Consider the following 15,454-nt stretch of genomic DNA (forward strand, 5'->3'; position numbering starts at 1 on the left):
CTTGTCGTCACGGGAGGAGACCCAAATGACGCGAACGAACCGATACCGGTTGAAGCAGCTCGGCGCCCTGTCGCTGGTTGCCCTGACCACCCTCACCGCCCTGCCTGCTTTCGCCCAGAGCGATGCAGAGCGCAACGTTATGGTCAGCAACGGTCAACGCCCGGAAAGTGTGGTGAGCCAACTCGACCAGGACGGGGACATCCCCACGAGCACTTTTCAAGCGCCGGCCGAGTCCAACACGGGTCCGGACATCGCCCCGTCCCAGGAACACCTTCTCGGATCCGTCTCGAGCCCGCTTTTCAACTGGATGGACAACGGGAAGCCGTGGCGCAACTACCTCGCTGTGAACATGGCGTCGATCCACTTCAACCGCGGGGTGCGTGCCGAGTACCACTACAAAGAGTTCAACCCTGGTATCGGCTACGAACGTTCGAACGGGGACTATGGTGTCGCGATTGGTGGTTATCGGAACAGCCTTGGCGTCGAATCGAAGTATGTCCTCTTCATCGCCACGCCGGCGCATCTTGCGGTCGGGTCTGGAAGCAACCAGGTGGTGTTCAGCGCTGGCGGTGCCGTCGGTGGAATCACGGGTTACGTCAAGCGATCGACCTACACACAAAGCTACCGGCAAGTCATCCCGGGCGAGAGCCCTCAGATCGTCCAGCGGACCCGTCAAGTGTCCACCACGAGCCCCCGCCCCATCATTCCCGCCGTCGGTGCGGTCCTGACCGCCGAATGGGGCCTGTGGCGCCTGCGCGCCTTCCTGGTGCCCAGCGTCCACAGCCTCGATGTGGATGGGTTTAGCGGGTTCCAGCTCGAACGCGGGTTCTGATCCGTGCCCTGGCACGACCATGACGGGCCAACCTTGACTTTTCCGGTTGGCCCGTCATGGTGAGCTGCACCAGGTGAACCGCCCAAGGGTGGCCACCAACGGGATGTCCACCCCGCCCCGTGGATCACGTTGTTGCTGAGGAGGATTTCCCGATGAAGACCTTGCCCATGGCCATTCTGGTCACCCTGACCGCCTACGCCGGCTTCGCCAGCCTGGCGATCGCCACGCGGATCACCCCGTTCGCCTACGTTCTCGGTGCTGCCGCCGTACCGGTGGTGCAGGTGCTCCACCTGATGCACTGACGGACCCGGCGGCCCCCCGATCACAACCCACAACCATCCGAGGAGACCACCTTGAAAAGACCATCATGACCGCGGCCCTGCTCGCCTTGTCGCTTTTCGGTGTTGCCCACGGCTCGATGGGACGTACGCGAACGTGTGGGCGTACGAAAAGGCCGCGGTCCCCGTGATCGACGCGCCCTACGTCGCCGGGGCCACGCCGCTTTCGAACGTCGTGCAGTGGTCCCAGGAGGCGCTGTTCGTCCGCTACTGAGCATCCCTGCAGGACCATGCCGCAGGATGCACCAACGCCCCGATCCCGGGGCGTTTCCCATGGCGAGGCCAAGGGCTGTGCGCTCTCCCCCACCCCTGGCCGCTTGCGCGTCCCATCCTCCCGCTGCGCGCTTTGTCGCCAGGGCGGTGCTGCTGTCCCACCGGGCACGGGCCGGAGGCGACCGGATGCCCGGCATCCAGGGTTTTGACGTTCGCATGCGTGCCAGAACCTACTGACAGCCCCGCAAAATCGGGCAGATTCCTCCTTGAATCCACTCGGTTACATGCGTGCTATGGCACGGCTTCAGTGTTTGTCGTTAATCTGCATCTTTTCGTGCTTTCAGGCTTGACAGCCTCGTCCGACCCACTAGGTTGGTCCAGGCACGCCCCACGCCTGCACATCCACAACCATCCTGAGGAGGAGACACCCCATGACGACCGTCGTGAAGCGCAACGCATCCCTGAGCCATCCCCGTCGCAAGGCCCTGAGCCTCGCCGTGATCACCGCCTTGGCGATTGCCGGGCAACCGGCGTACGCCCAGTCCGTGGTCGTGAGCACCTCCACCTCCTCGGTGGACATCGGGGGCGCCACCGGCGCATCGTTTGGACCCGACACCAGCACGGTCATCAACAGCGTGACGAACAGTGGCACCGATGCGGCCACGGGCAGCAACGATGGTGTGGATAGCGCTGCGGCGGTCAACACCTGGGACACCCCCAACGGCTCGAGCATCACGAGCGGGAGCGCCGGTGGCTCGGGCGAGGTCGTGACCGGGAGCGTCGTCACAGAGACGGTCGAAGGGTCCATCAAGGGGCAGGTCAACGGTGTTGTGGTCGGTCCGACCGGATCGATCGAAAGCCTGACCACCAGCAGCACTGGTGTCGTCGCTCCGCAGAGCATGACCGACGCCAACGCTGGACTGTTCAACCAGGGCAACATCAACGAGGTGATCAACCAGGCGGGTGCCTCCATGGGCAGCGCCATGAGCGGGTTGTACGCGATCGAGAACGACGTGAACGCGGACATCCAATCGATCCAGGATTCCGGTGGATTGAAGGTGGGCCTGGGCAACGGCGTCAACCTGGTACTGAACAAAGGCACCGTCGGACTGTTCGAGGAATCGGGCAACGAGTCCGCAACGGCGACGACCATGACGGCGTTGTACGAAAATGCACAAGGCTCCAAGACCGGACAGTTCACGCTGGACGCCGGCGCCTCGATGACGGTCACCGGTTCGAGCGCGATCGGCCTGGACGACCAGGGCGAAGTGGACGGGACGACCATCAATGGGATGATGAAAACGCAGGGCGATGCGATCAAGGTCGGCTCCGCGACGAACACGACGGCTGTTATGGGTCCTCTCGCCATTGGCACGACGGGTACCGTGAGCGGTCAAGGCGGCTCCGGCGGCGGTAACGGCATCAACGTCTTCGGTACGTTCGGTCAGGCGACCGTAGCGGTCGGGGGCATCCTTCAAGGGTCCACAGTCGGCACGGCCGCGTTCAACAACGAAGCGGGTGCCACGGCTGTGGGGCTGAAGGACATGGGCACCTCCACCCAGGAGGGCTACGTCGTACGGAACGCGGGCAATGTGACCGGGACCGTCGAGCTGGGCGGACTCGCCAGCTCGTCGGAGAACAACGCCGTTGCGAATCTCGCCGGGGCCCAGGTGAACGAACTCGACGTCGATCAGGGCGGGACCGTGGAGACGGTTGGCACCGGCAACACCAACTCGACCATCCTCAACGCGCAAGGCGCGACCATCACCACCACCACGATCGCTGGCAACCTCGTGGGCAACAACGTTGCGAACAGCATCGCGTTCGAAAATGAAGGCAATGCGACGACCGTGACGGAAACGAGCACGGGCACGATGTCGGCGAACAACGCCACCGGGGGTGCTTTCGAAAACGGCCCGACCGGCGTCATCCCGACCCTGACGTTGGACGGCGGTGTCTCCAACGCGGCCGGCGACGCTGTGGTGAACAAAGGTCAGATTGTGTCGGCCATCGTCGGCTCCACCGCGTCGATCATCTCCGGCAACGGCAACGCCCTGACGAACGGACTGGGTGCGGACATCGACACCCTGGCCATCGCCGGTCGGGTCGCGTCGAACGGCGGCTCGGGTGCGGGCGTCGCGACCCAAGGCACCATCGGTGCGATGACTGAATCCGGCAGTGACGCACAAATCACGGCGACCACCACCGGCACGGGCGTGTTGATTGGCCCGAGCGGTGAAATCACCAACGGCATCACCGAAACCGGTTCGGCCTCGATCGAGGGCGGTACGGGGATCGACGATGCGGGGATCCTGCCGACGTTGAACATCGGCGTGGGCTCCAACGTCACCGGCACCAGCGTCGCCGGTTTCGTCGGTGAAGCGGATACGACCACGACGCTGAACGTGGCTGGCGCGATCAGCACGGCGAACAACGCGGACGGTGCGGACGTGTACGGGAACGACACGTTCAACCTCACCGGCAACGGTGGGATCTTCGGCGGTGCCACGGGTGGGCCTGGCGCGGGCTTGAACGTCGAGTCCGGTGGGACGGCGACCGCCACGCTGCAAAATAGCAGCGTCATCACGTCGCTGGGGTCGGGCTCCGCTGTGAACGACGAGGGCACGCTGACGATGATCGTTGAGGACAACGCGCAGGTACTGGCTCAAGGCAGCGGCAGCGGGATCAAGTCGTCCGCCGGTTCGACTCTGAACCTGACGATGACGGGGTGGGACGAAGGTTCGCAGCCCACCATCGCTGCTGAAACGCCGGGCGCTTCTGCGATCGACATCGGCGGTGCTGCGACGGTCGTCCTGGACGGTGTGGTTGAGAGCGCCGGTGCGAGCGCGACCGAAGCAGCGATCACGCTGGAAGCGACGTCGAACGTCCCGGTCCTGGCCATGCCCGGCTTCATCATCGGCGAGATCAACAACCTTTCGTCGAATCCGCTGACGATCACCGGCTCGCCGAACTACACGAACGGCAACAGCGCCGCCGGCCAGCAGGGCATCTTGACCGGTGGACCCTCGGGGCAGAGCACGATCAACAACGTGAACTCGGACCTGACGTTCGGTTCGGGCAACATCACGCTCGATGACACCGTGAACGTCGGTACGCACACCGTGCACGTCGCGAGCGGTTCGACCGTGATCGCCTTCGAGCCTGTAGCGGTGAACGGGAACCTCGACGTCGCTGACGGCGGTTCCCTGACCTCGCAGGTGCAAGCGGGGGCCACGACCACAGGGACCTCGAGCGATACGCTCTACGGGCAGTTCAACGTGTCGGGGAACACCACGTTCGACGGGGCGACCCAGATTGCTTTGAAGCCCTTCACCGCGTTTGGTTTTGCAGACGGGCAGCGCTTCCTGGTGGTCTCGACGAGCGGTGTTGCGAACTACAACCTGCCGGGCATCACGGCGACCGTCGCCGGTTACAGCGGGCAGGTCACGACCGCGCAGGTCGGCAACAACCTGGTCGTCGAACTGGGCTCAACCGGTGGCGGTGGCACGACCACCCCGCCGTCGAATCCCGGCGGTGGATCGGGTGGCTCGACCGGACCCACCGGTCCGAGCGGTCCGACGAATCCCACCGGTCCGAGCGGTCCCACGGATCCCTCCAACCCGACGGGCCCCAGCGCGCCGACGAACCCGACAGGTCCGACGTCGCCGTCCAACCCGACGCCGCCTGCGATTCACGTTGGCGTGGCTGGCCTGACGCAGACCTCCGTCGCTGCGACGAACGGGCTGCTGAAATACTCCGGGTGGAACAGCCCGGGCCTGCTGAACGCGGAAAACACGGTCATTGGGATCAAGGCGAACGGTACGGCACGTCAGGTGACGCAAGCCGGTACGCAGCTCGCGCCGATCACGCACGCCCAGGCCGGGGACGCGATCCTGTCGATCAACGACGGCGCGCTGGGCGTGGTCGCCGACCGTGCGCAAGCGCAGCGTGCTGCGACGCAAGCGGGTGCTGCCACCGGCAACGGCTGGCAGTCGTGGGGTCGTGCGTTCGGGGGTTCGGAGCAACGCGGTACGACCTCGGGCGGCACGTTCGGTGAGGTGAGCGGTTCGAACCTGACCTTTGGCGGTCTGGCCGTGGGCGTGGACAAGTCGGTCGGTCCCAACTGGACGGCGGGCGGTGCGTTCTCGTATGCGAACGGTCAAAGCAACGCGAAGGGCGATGCCAGCGGCCAGGACCTGGGCATCAACGCGTTCGGGCTCGCGCTCTACCAGAACTACAACCCGGGCCGCTTCTACGTTGACATCGCAGAAACGGCGAGCATCGACCAGTTCAACTCGAGCCGCTCGGTGAACCTCGCCGGGGTGAACGCCGGCGGTGCCAGCGGCCACTTCTCGGGACAGTCCTACGGTGCCCAGGTGGAAGCCGGTCTGCCGCTGGCGCTGCGTTACGGCTACACCCTGACGCCCTCCGTGCGTCTTGGTGCGCAGCACGTGAACATCGGCAGCTACACGGAGTCGGACGGCGGGTCGGGCGTGGGTCTCGGGGTGAACTCCGCTGCGTACAACTCGGTGCGCACGAGCGTGGGGCTGGAGATCTCGAAGGCTGTGGAGACGAAGGTCGGGACCGTGGTGCCTTACGGGAAGATCGAGTACGAACATGAGTGGGCGGGCAACGTGCCAAACACCACCGCAACGTTCAACGGGGACGCCCTCGGCGCGACCACGTTCACCACCAACAGCGCATCGCCGGTGCGCAACATCGCGGACGTCGTGCTCGGGGCCACGCTCTACCGTGCCAAAGGCCTCTCCCTGGACGCCAACGTGACGGTGCAGGTCGGCAAGGGGTACACCAGTGTTGGTGGTGGCGTGCAGGCGAAGTGGGCGTTCTGATCGCCAACGACAAGCGCTCACTCCGGTGGGCGCTTGCCCGTGCCCTGGCACTGTTTGACAAGCCGGACAGAGCTGCTATGGGTAGTACACGGTCGCCCACCCCGTCGCGTGGGCAACACTGAGGGAGGTAACGTTTATGAAAACGATCGCAATCGCTGGGCTGGTTGTCGTCGGTCTGGCCATCGCAGGGTCGGCAGGCTTTGCGCTGGCCGCTACGCCGACGGTTCATGTTGGGCAGATGACCTTCGCCGATGACACGGTGCACGCGAACGACACCGCACGGTTCGTCGTGCCGGTCACGATGGACCCGAGCAAGGTGGTGCTCAACGGGGTGCCCATCAACACGCCCCTGGCGGCTTTCGCTCCCGAGTGCAAAGGCAAAGGCGATACTACGTCGCCCTGCTGGGTGCCGACGTCGCCGCAAGACGATCCCAAGGCGCCGCAGTTTGTCGAGATCAAGGGACTTCCGGCCGTGAAGGACGCGGACGGCAAGACGGTCGTCTCCCAGACGTTGGCCGTGGTTGACGAGAAGGGCAAGATCAACATCGTCCTGGTGCAGTTCGACCGGCACGAGGTCCTTCAGAACGATTACCGTGCGGTGGCGTCCCTGAGCGAGGCTCTGGGCGCTCCGGCCAAAGCCTCCGCGACCATGGTCGGGTGGATCCAGGCCGGCCACGAGGTGGCGTTGAGGAACGGCACGTTGATCACAGCGAGCAACGTGCCGAAGTGATCGGAAACGCCTGATGTGCAAACGCCCCGGAGGACCGGGGCGTTTCTGTATGCCTGATCTGTATGCCCAGCGTCGGACCTCAGAAGGGCTTGTGGCCCGGGCCTGGGGGCAGCGGTTCGCCCCGCTCCTCCTCCAGCACATCGAACTGCGCCCGGATCTCTGCGTCGTCCTGGCGGACCTGGCTGAGGCGCATGGCCTCCCCCATCACTTCGATGTACGCCTCGTGGAACGGGGTGCGCTCGCGCAGGTTGCGCCAGGGGCGGGTCATGGCCTCGGGCATCGGGAGCCACACCACCTCGAGCGCCCTGTCGTTCAGCCGTGCTTCGAGCATCTCTTCAGAGCCGGTCAGGACGTGCCCCACCAGCTCGTCGGCGCCCCGTTTGACGAACCACGGCTGTTCGTCCAGCAGATCGACCAGCGTCTCGAACTTCAAGGCTTTGCGATCGCGATGCGCTGCCTCCCGTGGGTTGCTGACCTTGTGCGCGTCGCGCCAGGCCCGCAGGTCCTTCATCAGGTACGTGACCCCGGGTCGCCGCCCGGCGTGTTTCGGGCCGCCCTCCTGGACCGCCTGGATGTACTCGGGCCCCCGGCCCTCGCTGCGCATCCGCTCGAGCGTGCTCCTCGATCGACCAAGGAACAGCGCCGCGAGGTCCTCACCGATGCTCTGTTCGTCGTGCAGGCTCGCCACCGCATTGAGCCGCCGAACCAGCACCTCGTCGTCCAACATTTCGATCGTGATCATTCGTCGTCGCCCTCGTCCTCGTCGTCGCTTTCGCCGTCGTCCACCTCCACGACGGCCGTGTTCGGGCCGTTGCGGACCTCAATGCCCGGGCGCGGCTCCGGCCATTTTAGCGGTTCGGGCTCCCACAGGGTCATCGGTGGGTAAGCCGGCGAGGTGGCGATCAGCATGTTGTAAAACGCCGGGTAGGTAGCCAGTATGGTCGACTCCACGGTCTGCATCGCCTCGCGCTTGCGCTCCGCGTCCGGCTCTGTGTACCGGGTCGTGACGTTTGCAAGGTTCTGACGGTTCTGCAACGTGCACGCGACGTTCGGGGTGACCGCATCGGCGGCCTGGATCCGCTGATCGGTTTGCGATCGTGCGTTGGTGAAATGGTTGAGCAGCCGCTTGGTCGTTTCTTCGCTGTAATGGAGGGCGTCGGTAACTCCTGCGAAACCTCTCCGGAGATCATGCATGCCCAACGCCGGCACAGGCACCTGAAAACGCGTGCCGTCCGGATCGGTTTTGATCACCCAGCGGACGATGCCTGCGTCACGGCACAGGTACGAGCGCAACGACTTGCTGTCCTTGTAGTGCGGGGTTTTGCGCAACCGGCTCTCCGATCGCGGGGGGAACACCCAGCGTCGCCGGGAGGCACGGCGCCACGGGTCCGTGTCGGCCGCGGCTTCGTCGTCCCGGATCACCCGCCGTTCTTCCAGGATTTTTCGTGCGCCCACGCAGATGGGCAGGGTGAAATCCAGCCGATTTTTCGTGTCCCGCAACATGACGTAGCCGCTGTCCAGGTCCACGTAGGACACGCGGGTGGCCTCCTCCGGCGTGATGACGTCCAGCCACATAAGGTCGGAAGCTTCCTGCGAACGACACCCCCACAGGGTAGCCAGCAGCAGGTAGTCGCAGCCGGTGCGGTTCTCCTTCCTGCGACCGCAGATCGCGCGAAGCCACGGGCCCAGGCTTGCGTTCAAGGTCAGGGGGCGACGACGGCCCACGGTCTTGTAGTGGTTTTCCAGGTCCTGCCGGGTGCGGTACCGCTCCCGCAAGATGCTGAAGGGGTTGTAGCTCAACACCGGCCGTTCGGAGCGACGTTGCGCCATGCGGGCCTCGGCGTCGATCGCGAACTCGATGGCCGTGCTGGCCCATCGGAAGGTCTGCTCCGCGGTCGTCGGGGTCTTGGCGTTCAGCTCTTCGAATCGCTCGATCACGTCCTCGTCGAGCAGGTCGTTGATCCGCCGGTTCTTCCAGGTTTCCAGTTTTCGCACAGCTTTGTCGTAAGACCTTAAACTGTTGGCTTTCGCCGGGCGTTTTCGATGCACGAGGTCGTGCCGGTAAACGTCCAGCGCCTCGCCCAGCGTGAGGTCCCGTTCATCGCGGTTGCGTTTGTCGGGACCTGGTGCGCGCCCTGTTTCCTCGATGCCGTCCAGCACGTCGTGGGCTTTTTTGCGCGCCTGCTGGACCGTCAGTTCGGTGACACGGCCCAGGGTCGCGCGGATGACCGCGCCAGGCCCTTTCGCGCGCACCCGCTTTTGCACGACGTACGACGCGTTGCCCGCTGTGACCTTGATGCCGAACCCTGTGGGGCCGATGGAGTCGGTCACGAGGTACGGCTGACGTTCAGGGTTGGGCGGCCATTTGTCCGGCGAGAGGCCGGCCACGGGTCGCACGTCGATGTGCAGAGCACCGGCGACGGTTGCGTTGATTTCGATTTTCATGTGTTTGTATGCCCCGATTTGGGCTGTATGCCCAAGAACGACTTCGCAAGCCGATTCTATTACACTGGCATACGCGGGGCATACAAAAATGTGCGGGCTATTGAGGTCTATTGAACCTCAACCAGATCCGTGAAACCGCTTTAGAGGTCCGTGCAGTATGGCTTTGAACGAAATAGACCGCCCGAAACCCAACCTCGGTGAGGGGATAGAATCCCACACGCCGATGATGCAGCAATACCTTCGCATCAAAGCGGATCATCCGGGCACGCTCGTGTTCTACCGGATGGGCGATTTCTATGAGCTGTTTTTCGAGGATGCGGAGAAAGCCGCACGCCTGCTCGATCTGACGCTGACACAGCGCGGCGCGTCGGGCGGCAACCCGATCAAGATGGCGGGCGTGCCGCACCACGCTGTCGAACAGTACCTCGCCAAGCTCGTGAAGCTGGGCGAATCGGTCGCCATCTGCGAACAGATTGGCGATCCGGCCACCTCGAAGGGGCCGGTCGAACGCAAGGTCGTGCGCGTCGTCACGCCGGGCACGCTGACCGATGCCGCCCTGCTGTCGGACAAGAACGACGTGTACCTGCTCGCCGTGTGCGTGGGTCACAACCGGCGCGGCGTCGCCACCAACGTGGGCCTCGCATGGCTCAATCTCGCGAGCGGCGCCTTGCGCCTCGCTGAAGTTGCACCGGACCAGGCCGCCGCAGCACTCGAGCGGATTCGCCCGGCGGAAATTCTGGTCGCCGATGCCCCGTCCGACACCAACACCTGGTCGCCGCCCGCCGGCGCCGGCGCGCTGACGCGCGTCCCCGTGTGGCATTTCGACGTCGCTTCGGGCACCCAGCGCCTGTGCGATCAGATGGACGTGGCAAGCCTCGACGGTTTCGGCGCGCATTCGCTGTCGAGCGCCTGCGGCGCAGCCGGTGCGCTGCTGCTGTACGCCGCAGCGACCCAAGGCCAGCAGTTGCGCCATGTGCGCAGCCTCAAGGTCGAATACGAATCGGAATATATTGGGCTCGACCCCGCCACGCGCCGCAACCTCGAACTCACCGAAACGCTGCGCGGCACCGAAAGCCCGACCCTCTGCTCGCTGCTCGACACCTGCTGCACGACGATGGGCAGCCGCCTGCTGCGCCACTGGCTGCACCATCCACCCCGCGAAGCGGCGATTGCTCAGGCGCGCCAGCAGGCTATCGGCGCACTGCTCGATGCGCCGGCCGGCGCCGGCGTCGACACGCTGCGTGGCGCCCTGCGGCAGATCTCCGATATCGAGCGGATCACCGGGCGTCTCGCCTTGCTATCCGCCCGTCCTCGCGACCTGTCGAGCCTGCGCGACACCTTCATTGCCTTGCCTGAGTTGCGCACGCAACTGGCGGCCGTGACCGGCGCCGCCGATTCGCTTGCACGCATCGACGCCGCGCTCGAACCGCCGGCGCCGTGCGTCGACTTGCTGAAGCTGGCTGTCGCCCCCGAACCGGCGGCGATGGTGCGCGACGGTGGCGTGATCGCACGCGGCTACGATGCCGAGCTCGACGAGCTGCGCGACATCTCCGAGAACTGCGGACAGTTCCTGATCGACCTGGAAACGCGCGAGCGAGCGCGTACCGGTATCGGCAATCTGCGCGTCGAATACAACAAGGTGCATGGCTTCTATATCGAAGTCACGCGCGGCCAGACCGACAAGGTGCCCGACGACTACCGCCGGCGCCAGACGCTGAAAAACGCAGAGCGCTACATCACGCCGGAACTGAAGACCTTCGAAGACAAAGCGCTATCAGCGCAGGAACGGGCACTCGCACGCGAACGCTCGCTTTACGATGCGCTGCTGCAGGCGCTGCTGCCGTTCATCGCCGATTGCCAGCGCGTGGCCGCCGCGCTCGCCGAGCTCGATCTGCTGGCGGCGTTTGCCGAGCGGGCACGTGCACTCGACTGGGTCGCGCCAACGTTTACGGCCACCGCCGGCATCGAAATCGAACAAGGACGCCACCCGGTGGTCGAGGCCCAGGTCGAGCAATTCATCGCCAACGACTGCACGCTCAACCCCGAGCGCAAGCTGCTGTTGATCACCGGTCCGAACATGGGCGGTAAATCGACCTTCATGCGCCAGACCGCCTTGATCGCGCTGATGGCTTACGTGGGCAGCTACGTGCCGGCACGGCGCGCTGCGTTTGGCCCGATCGATCGCATCTTCACGCGCATCGGCGCAGCCGACGATCTGGCAGGCGGCCGCTCGACCTTCATGGTCGAAATGACGGAAGCCGCTGCTATCCTCAACGACGCGACGCCGCAAAGCCTCGTGCTGATGGACGAAATCGGCCGCGGCACCTCGACCTTCGACGGCCTCGCACTCGCCTGGGCGATTGCCCGCCATCTGCTCGCGCACAACGGCTGCCACACGCTGTTCGCCACGCACTACTTTGAGCTGACGCAACTGCCTGCGGAATTTCCGCAAGCCGCCAACGTGCATCTGTCCGCGGTCGAACACGGGCACGGCATCGTGTTCCTGCACGCAGTGAGCGAAGGCCCGGCGAATCAGAGCTACGGTCTGCAGGTCGCGCAACTGGCAGGCGTGCCCGCTGCGGTGATCCGCGCGGCGCGCAAGCACCTCGCACACCTCGAACAGCAATCGGCCGCACAGCCCGCACCGCAGCTCGATCTGTTTGCGGCGCCTCTGATGCTGCAGGACGCCGACGAAGATCACGGCCACACCGCCCCCCCGCCCGCCCCCGCGCTGACGGCGGCCGAGCAGGCGCTCATCGAGCGTTTGCGAGCCATCGATCCGAACGATCTGCGCCCGCGCGAAGCGCTGGACCTGCTGTATGAACTGCATGACATGGCGGCTGCGCCGGATGCGAATCACTGACCGGCGCAGTCACCCGGCGCGTGCGCGCACGACCGTGTGCGCGGCGCTCGCCTGCGCGCTCGTCCTGACTGGCGCCGCGTCGACCTGCGCGCAAGCCGCGCCGATTCGCTACACCTTTGCGGTGATTGCCGGCACGCTGCAAAGCCCCGCCGACGAAGCGCCGACCCAGCGGCTCATCGATGCGATCGGCCGCGAGCGCGACATGTCGTTCATCGTCTATGACGGCAACCTGAAGGGTGGCAAGGAAGCCTGCCGCGACACGTTGTACGAACGCCGCGAGGCACTGCTGGAAGCGGCGCGGCCAGCACTGATCTTTATCCCCGGCCAGCATGACTGGACCGATTGCGGCACAGCCGATGCCGGCGGCTTCGATTCGGTGGAGCGGCTCGATCAGCTCAGGCAGACGCTCTTCGCCGATGCCTCATCGATGGGACAGAACCCGCTTGCGCTGACCCGCGAGAGCGAGGTCTCGCGCTTTCGGCCGTATCGGGAAAATGTGCGCTGGCAACTCGGCGACACCGTGTTCATCGGCCTCAATGCGCCGAGCCCGAACAATCACTATCTGACTGCAGGCGGGCGCAACGGCGAGTTCGAAGATCGGGTGATCGCCAATGCATTCTGGATCGAACACGCAGCCGAGTATGCCAAACGCCGCGAGGCGCGCGCGATTGTGGTGTTCATTCAAGGCGACCCGGACCCGGAACGCTATGAGCGTCCGGACCGCTTCGCGTGGCTGCGCTTTGCACGCAACTCGCGTCGCGACGGGTTTCTGGAGCTCAAGCGCAGCCTCGTCAAAGCGGCGGAGATTTTTCGCGGCCCGATCCTGCTGATCCATAACGACGACCAACGTTCAGCCGGTGGCTTCGTGATCGATCAGCCGCTGCGCAACGACAAGGGAGAGGTGGTGACGAACCTCACGCGCATCGCCTTCGCGCCGCGCGATCGTCTTGACGAGTGGCTGCAGATCGAAGCGGATCTATCACGCCGACCGCCGTTTCGCGTGAGTCTGCGCGAGGTGCCGAAGAACCTGCCGCTGCTGCCGTTCCAACCGGCGCCACAGGTTCAGCCAACGCCAACCCCCGACGAAACCGAGCCCGCGTTGTCCGCGCCGCCGATGCTCAATCCAGCGCCCGGGCAATCGGTGAATCCATCGCTCAACCCGGCCTCGAACCTGCCGCCCTTGCTGCCGACGACACCGCAAGCGGAACCGCCGCTCAACCCGCCGGGCGCAGGCAGCGAGCCACCGGGCATGAATGGCACGCCGGCCGACACACCACCGGCCGGCTCACCCGCCAGCTCAGTGCAGCGTGGGCCCTGACGGCTCTTCGTCGCCTTCGTCGTCATCCTCGTCGAGCACTTCCAGGCCGTCTGCGCCGTGGGCATGCTCGTGCTGGATTTCGTCTTCGGTGGCCGGGCGCACGTCCTTGACGGTCAGCGCGAAACGCAGCGCCATGCCGGCGAGCGGATGGTTGCCGTCGAGCACGACTTTGTCTTCTGCGACATCGGTGACGACATAGACCAGCGAATCGATATCTTCGTCGCCCTCTTCCGGCGTGCCTTCGAATTGCATACCGACTTCGAGCGGCTCGGGGAAGCGAGTGCGCGGCTCGATCTTCACCAGATCGGGATCGTATTCGCCAAACGCGTCTTGCGGTTCCAGCTGGATCTGGGTCTCGAAACCAGCCTCATGGCCGTCGAGCTCTTCCTCGATCTTGGGGAACGTGCCATCATAGCCGCCGTGCAGATAGACCATCGGCTCGTCGCTTTCTTCAATCAGGTTGCCCTGCGCATCCGACAGCTTGTAAGCGACCGACACGACGGTGTTCTTTGCAATTTTCATTCGATTCTCCAGAATACAACTCACATTATACGATGCCCAAGCGGCCCCTTGACCACCCGGCGCACGCAGCTTCTGCGCGGATTTCTGCACCGCTTCTGCCGCCCTCGCCCGACGTGCCGACGCCGCTGCTCGGCAACCTCACTCCAGCGCAATTCATGCGCCGGTACTGGCAAAAAAAGCCGCTGCTGATTCGTCAGGCGATCCCGAACGTGGCCGCGCCGCTCTCGCGCGACGAACTCTTCGAACTCGCCGATCAGGACGAAGTGGAAGCGCGCCTGATCACGCACTTTCGCAACAAATGGCAACTGGAACACGGCCCGTTTGCCGCAGACGAACTGCCAACGCTCAAGCAACGCGCATGGACCCTGCTCGTGCAAGGCGCCGACCTGCACGACGATCGCGCGCGGGCCTTGCTCGACCGCTTCCGCTTCGTGCCGGACGCGCGTCTGGACGACCTGATGATCTCGTACGCCACCGATGGCGGCGGCGTTGGCCCGCATTTCGATTCGTACGACGTATTCCTGCTGCAGGTCCAGGGCAAGCGCCGCTGGCGAATCAGCGCACAGCGCGATCTGTCGCTGCGCCCGGGCGTGCCATTGAAAGTTCTACAAAATTTCGAGCCAGAAGAGGAATGGGTTCTCGAACCGGGCGACATGCTGTATCTTCCGCCGCACATCGCGCATGACGGCGTGGCCGAAGGCGAGTGCATGACCTGTTCGATCGGCTTCAGGGCGCCCTCCTCGAGCGAGCTAACGGCGCAGTTTCTGTATCATCTCGCCGAGCGCGGGGAAAACGCGGCGAGCAGCCAGCATGAGGAGCGCGCGCCGCAGTTGTACCGCGACCCGCACCAACCGGCCGTGGCCCATCCGGCCGAGCTTCCGGCGGCGCTGATCGAGCGTGTAGGCGCGATCCTTGCTCAGGTGAAGTGGAACGAGAAGGACATCGCCTCGTTTCTCGGCGCCTATCTGAGCGAACCGAAGCCGAGTGTGGTATTCGATCCGCCGGAACAGCCGCTCAACGAGGCGCGTTTTATTCAGCGCGCTTCAAAGTTGGGGCTGAGACTCGACCGGAAGACAGTTTTGCTGTACAACAGCCGCTTTTTCTTCTTGAATGGAGAAGAAAACAGGTTTACAGGTCGTAAAAATTGGTTGATTGAATTCGCTGATAGCCGGTGTCTGAGTGCGAAACGCTTTGTAACACTCTCAGACGATTCATCGGTGACAGCATTGCTGCACGAGTGGTATTGTGCGGGCTGGATACAAGTGGGCGAGCTTGTCTAAGCTTGTCTACCTGTTATGAAGTACTGTGAAATTTTGTATGAGAAAGACAACGTATTGACCCCG

10 protein-coding genes are annotated in these 15,454 nt (G+C 64.5%); 7 read left to right on the top strand and 3 right to left on the bottom strand.

Annotated features, from left to right (window positions below; all coding sequences use genetic code 11):
• Window positions 1-25: 25 nt before the first annotated feature.
• The 4 genes from BLQ92_RS15930 (at window position 26) to BLQ92_RS15940 (ending at window position 6,963) form a co-directional block, all read left to right on the top strand.
• Entirely contained in the window at window positions 26-832 is an 807-nt protein-coding gene (locus tag BLQ92_RS15930) for a hypothetical protein (RefSeq protein ID WP_090685500.1), read from the top strand.
• 152 nt (window positions 833-984) lie between these two features.
• Entirely contained in the window at window positions 985-1,134 is a 150-nt protein-coding gene (locus BLQ92_RS40005) for a hypothetical protein (RefSeq protein ID WP_176860756.1), read from the top strand.
• Between the two features lie 680 nt (window positions 1,135-1,814).
• Window positions 1,815-6,233, top strand: a complete 4,419-nt coding sequence (locus BLQ92_RS41090; RefSeq protein ID WP_090685501.1) for an autotransporter outer membrane beta-barrel domain-containing protein — start codon at window positions 1,815-1,817, stop codon at window positions 6,231-6,233.
• Window positions 6,234-6,369: 136 nt separating this feature from the next.
• A complete protein-coding gene (locus tag BLQ92_RS15940; protein WP_090685502.1) occupies window positions 6,370-6,963 on the top strand; it encodes a hypothetical protein in 594 nt (197 codons plus the stop codon).
• Between the two features lie 79 nt (window positions 6,964-7,042).
• Here the strand turns inward: BLQ92_RS15940 and BLQ92_RS15945 are convergent, their stop codons facing one another.
• Together BLQ92_RS15945 and BLQ92_RS15950 are read right to left on the bottom strand one after the other, a co-directional pair.
• The gene (locus BLQ92_RS15945) at window positions 7,043-7,705 is read right to left on the bottom strand and encodes a hypothetical protein (protein WP_090685503.1); all 663 of its coding nucleotides are present in this window, start codon (window positions 7,703-7,705) and stop codon (window positions 7,043-7,045) included.
• Complete coding sequence (locus tag BLQ92_RS15950) at window positions 7,702-9,408, bottom strand: tyrosine-type recombinase/integrase (RefSeq protein WP_090685504.1); 1,707 nt, start codon at window positions 9,406-9,408, stop codon at window positions 7,702-7,704. The genes BLQ92_RS15945 and BLQ92_RS15950 overlap by 4 nt, the downstream gene beginning before the upstream one ends.
• Window positions 9,409-9,565: 157 nt before the next feature.
• Between BLQ92_RS15950 and mutS the strand changes: the two genes are divergently transcribed.
• On the top strand, window positions 9,566-12,271 hold the full coding sequence (gene mutS, locus BLQ92_RS15955; RefSeq protein WP_090685505.1) for a DNA mismatch repair protein MutS: 2,706 nt from the start codon (window positions 9,566-9,568) through the stop codon (window positions 12,269-12,271).
• On the top strand, window positions 12,258-13,589 hold the full coding sequence (locus tag BLQ92_RS15960; RefSeq protein ID WP_244896649.1) for a hypothetical protein: 1,332 nt from the start codon (window positions 12,258-12,260) through the stop codon (window positions 13,587-13,589). Before mutS ends, BLQ92_RS15960 begins: the two co-directional genes overlap by 14 nt.
• Here the strand turns inward: BLQ92_RS15960 and BLQ92_RS15965 are convergent.
• Window positions 13,569-14,111, bottom strand: coding sequence for an FKBP-type peptidyl-prolyl cis-trans isomerase (locus BLQ92_RS15965; protein ID WP_074264206.1), 543 nt, complete (start codon window positions 14,109-14,111; stop codon window positions 13,569-13,571). The genes BLQ92_RS15960 and BLQ92_RS15965 overlap by 21 nt on opposite strands.
• A 32-nt stretch (window positions 14,112-14,143) precedes the next feature.
• Between BLQ92_RS15965 and BLQ92_RS15970 the strand changes: the two genes are divergently transcribed.
• A complete protein-coding gene (locus BLQ92_RS15970) occupies window positions 14,144-15,391 on the top strand; it encodes a cupin domain-containing protein (protein ID WP_090685507.1) in 1,248 nt (415 codons plus the stop codon).
• Window positions 15,392-15,454 lie beyond the last annotated feature (63 nt).

The organism is Paraburkholderia phenazinium, assembly GCF_900100735.1.
Lineage (GTDB): Bacteria > Pseudomonadota > Gammaproteobacteria > Burkholderiales > Burkholderiaceae > Paraburkholderia > Paraburkholderia phenazinia.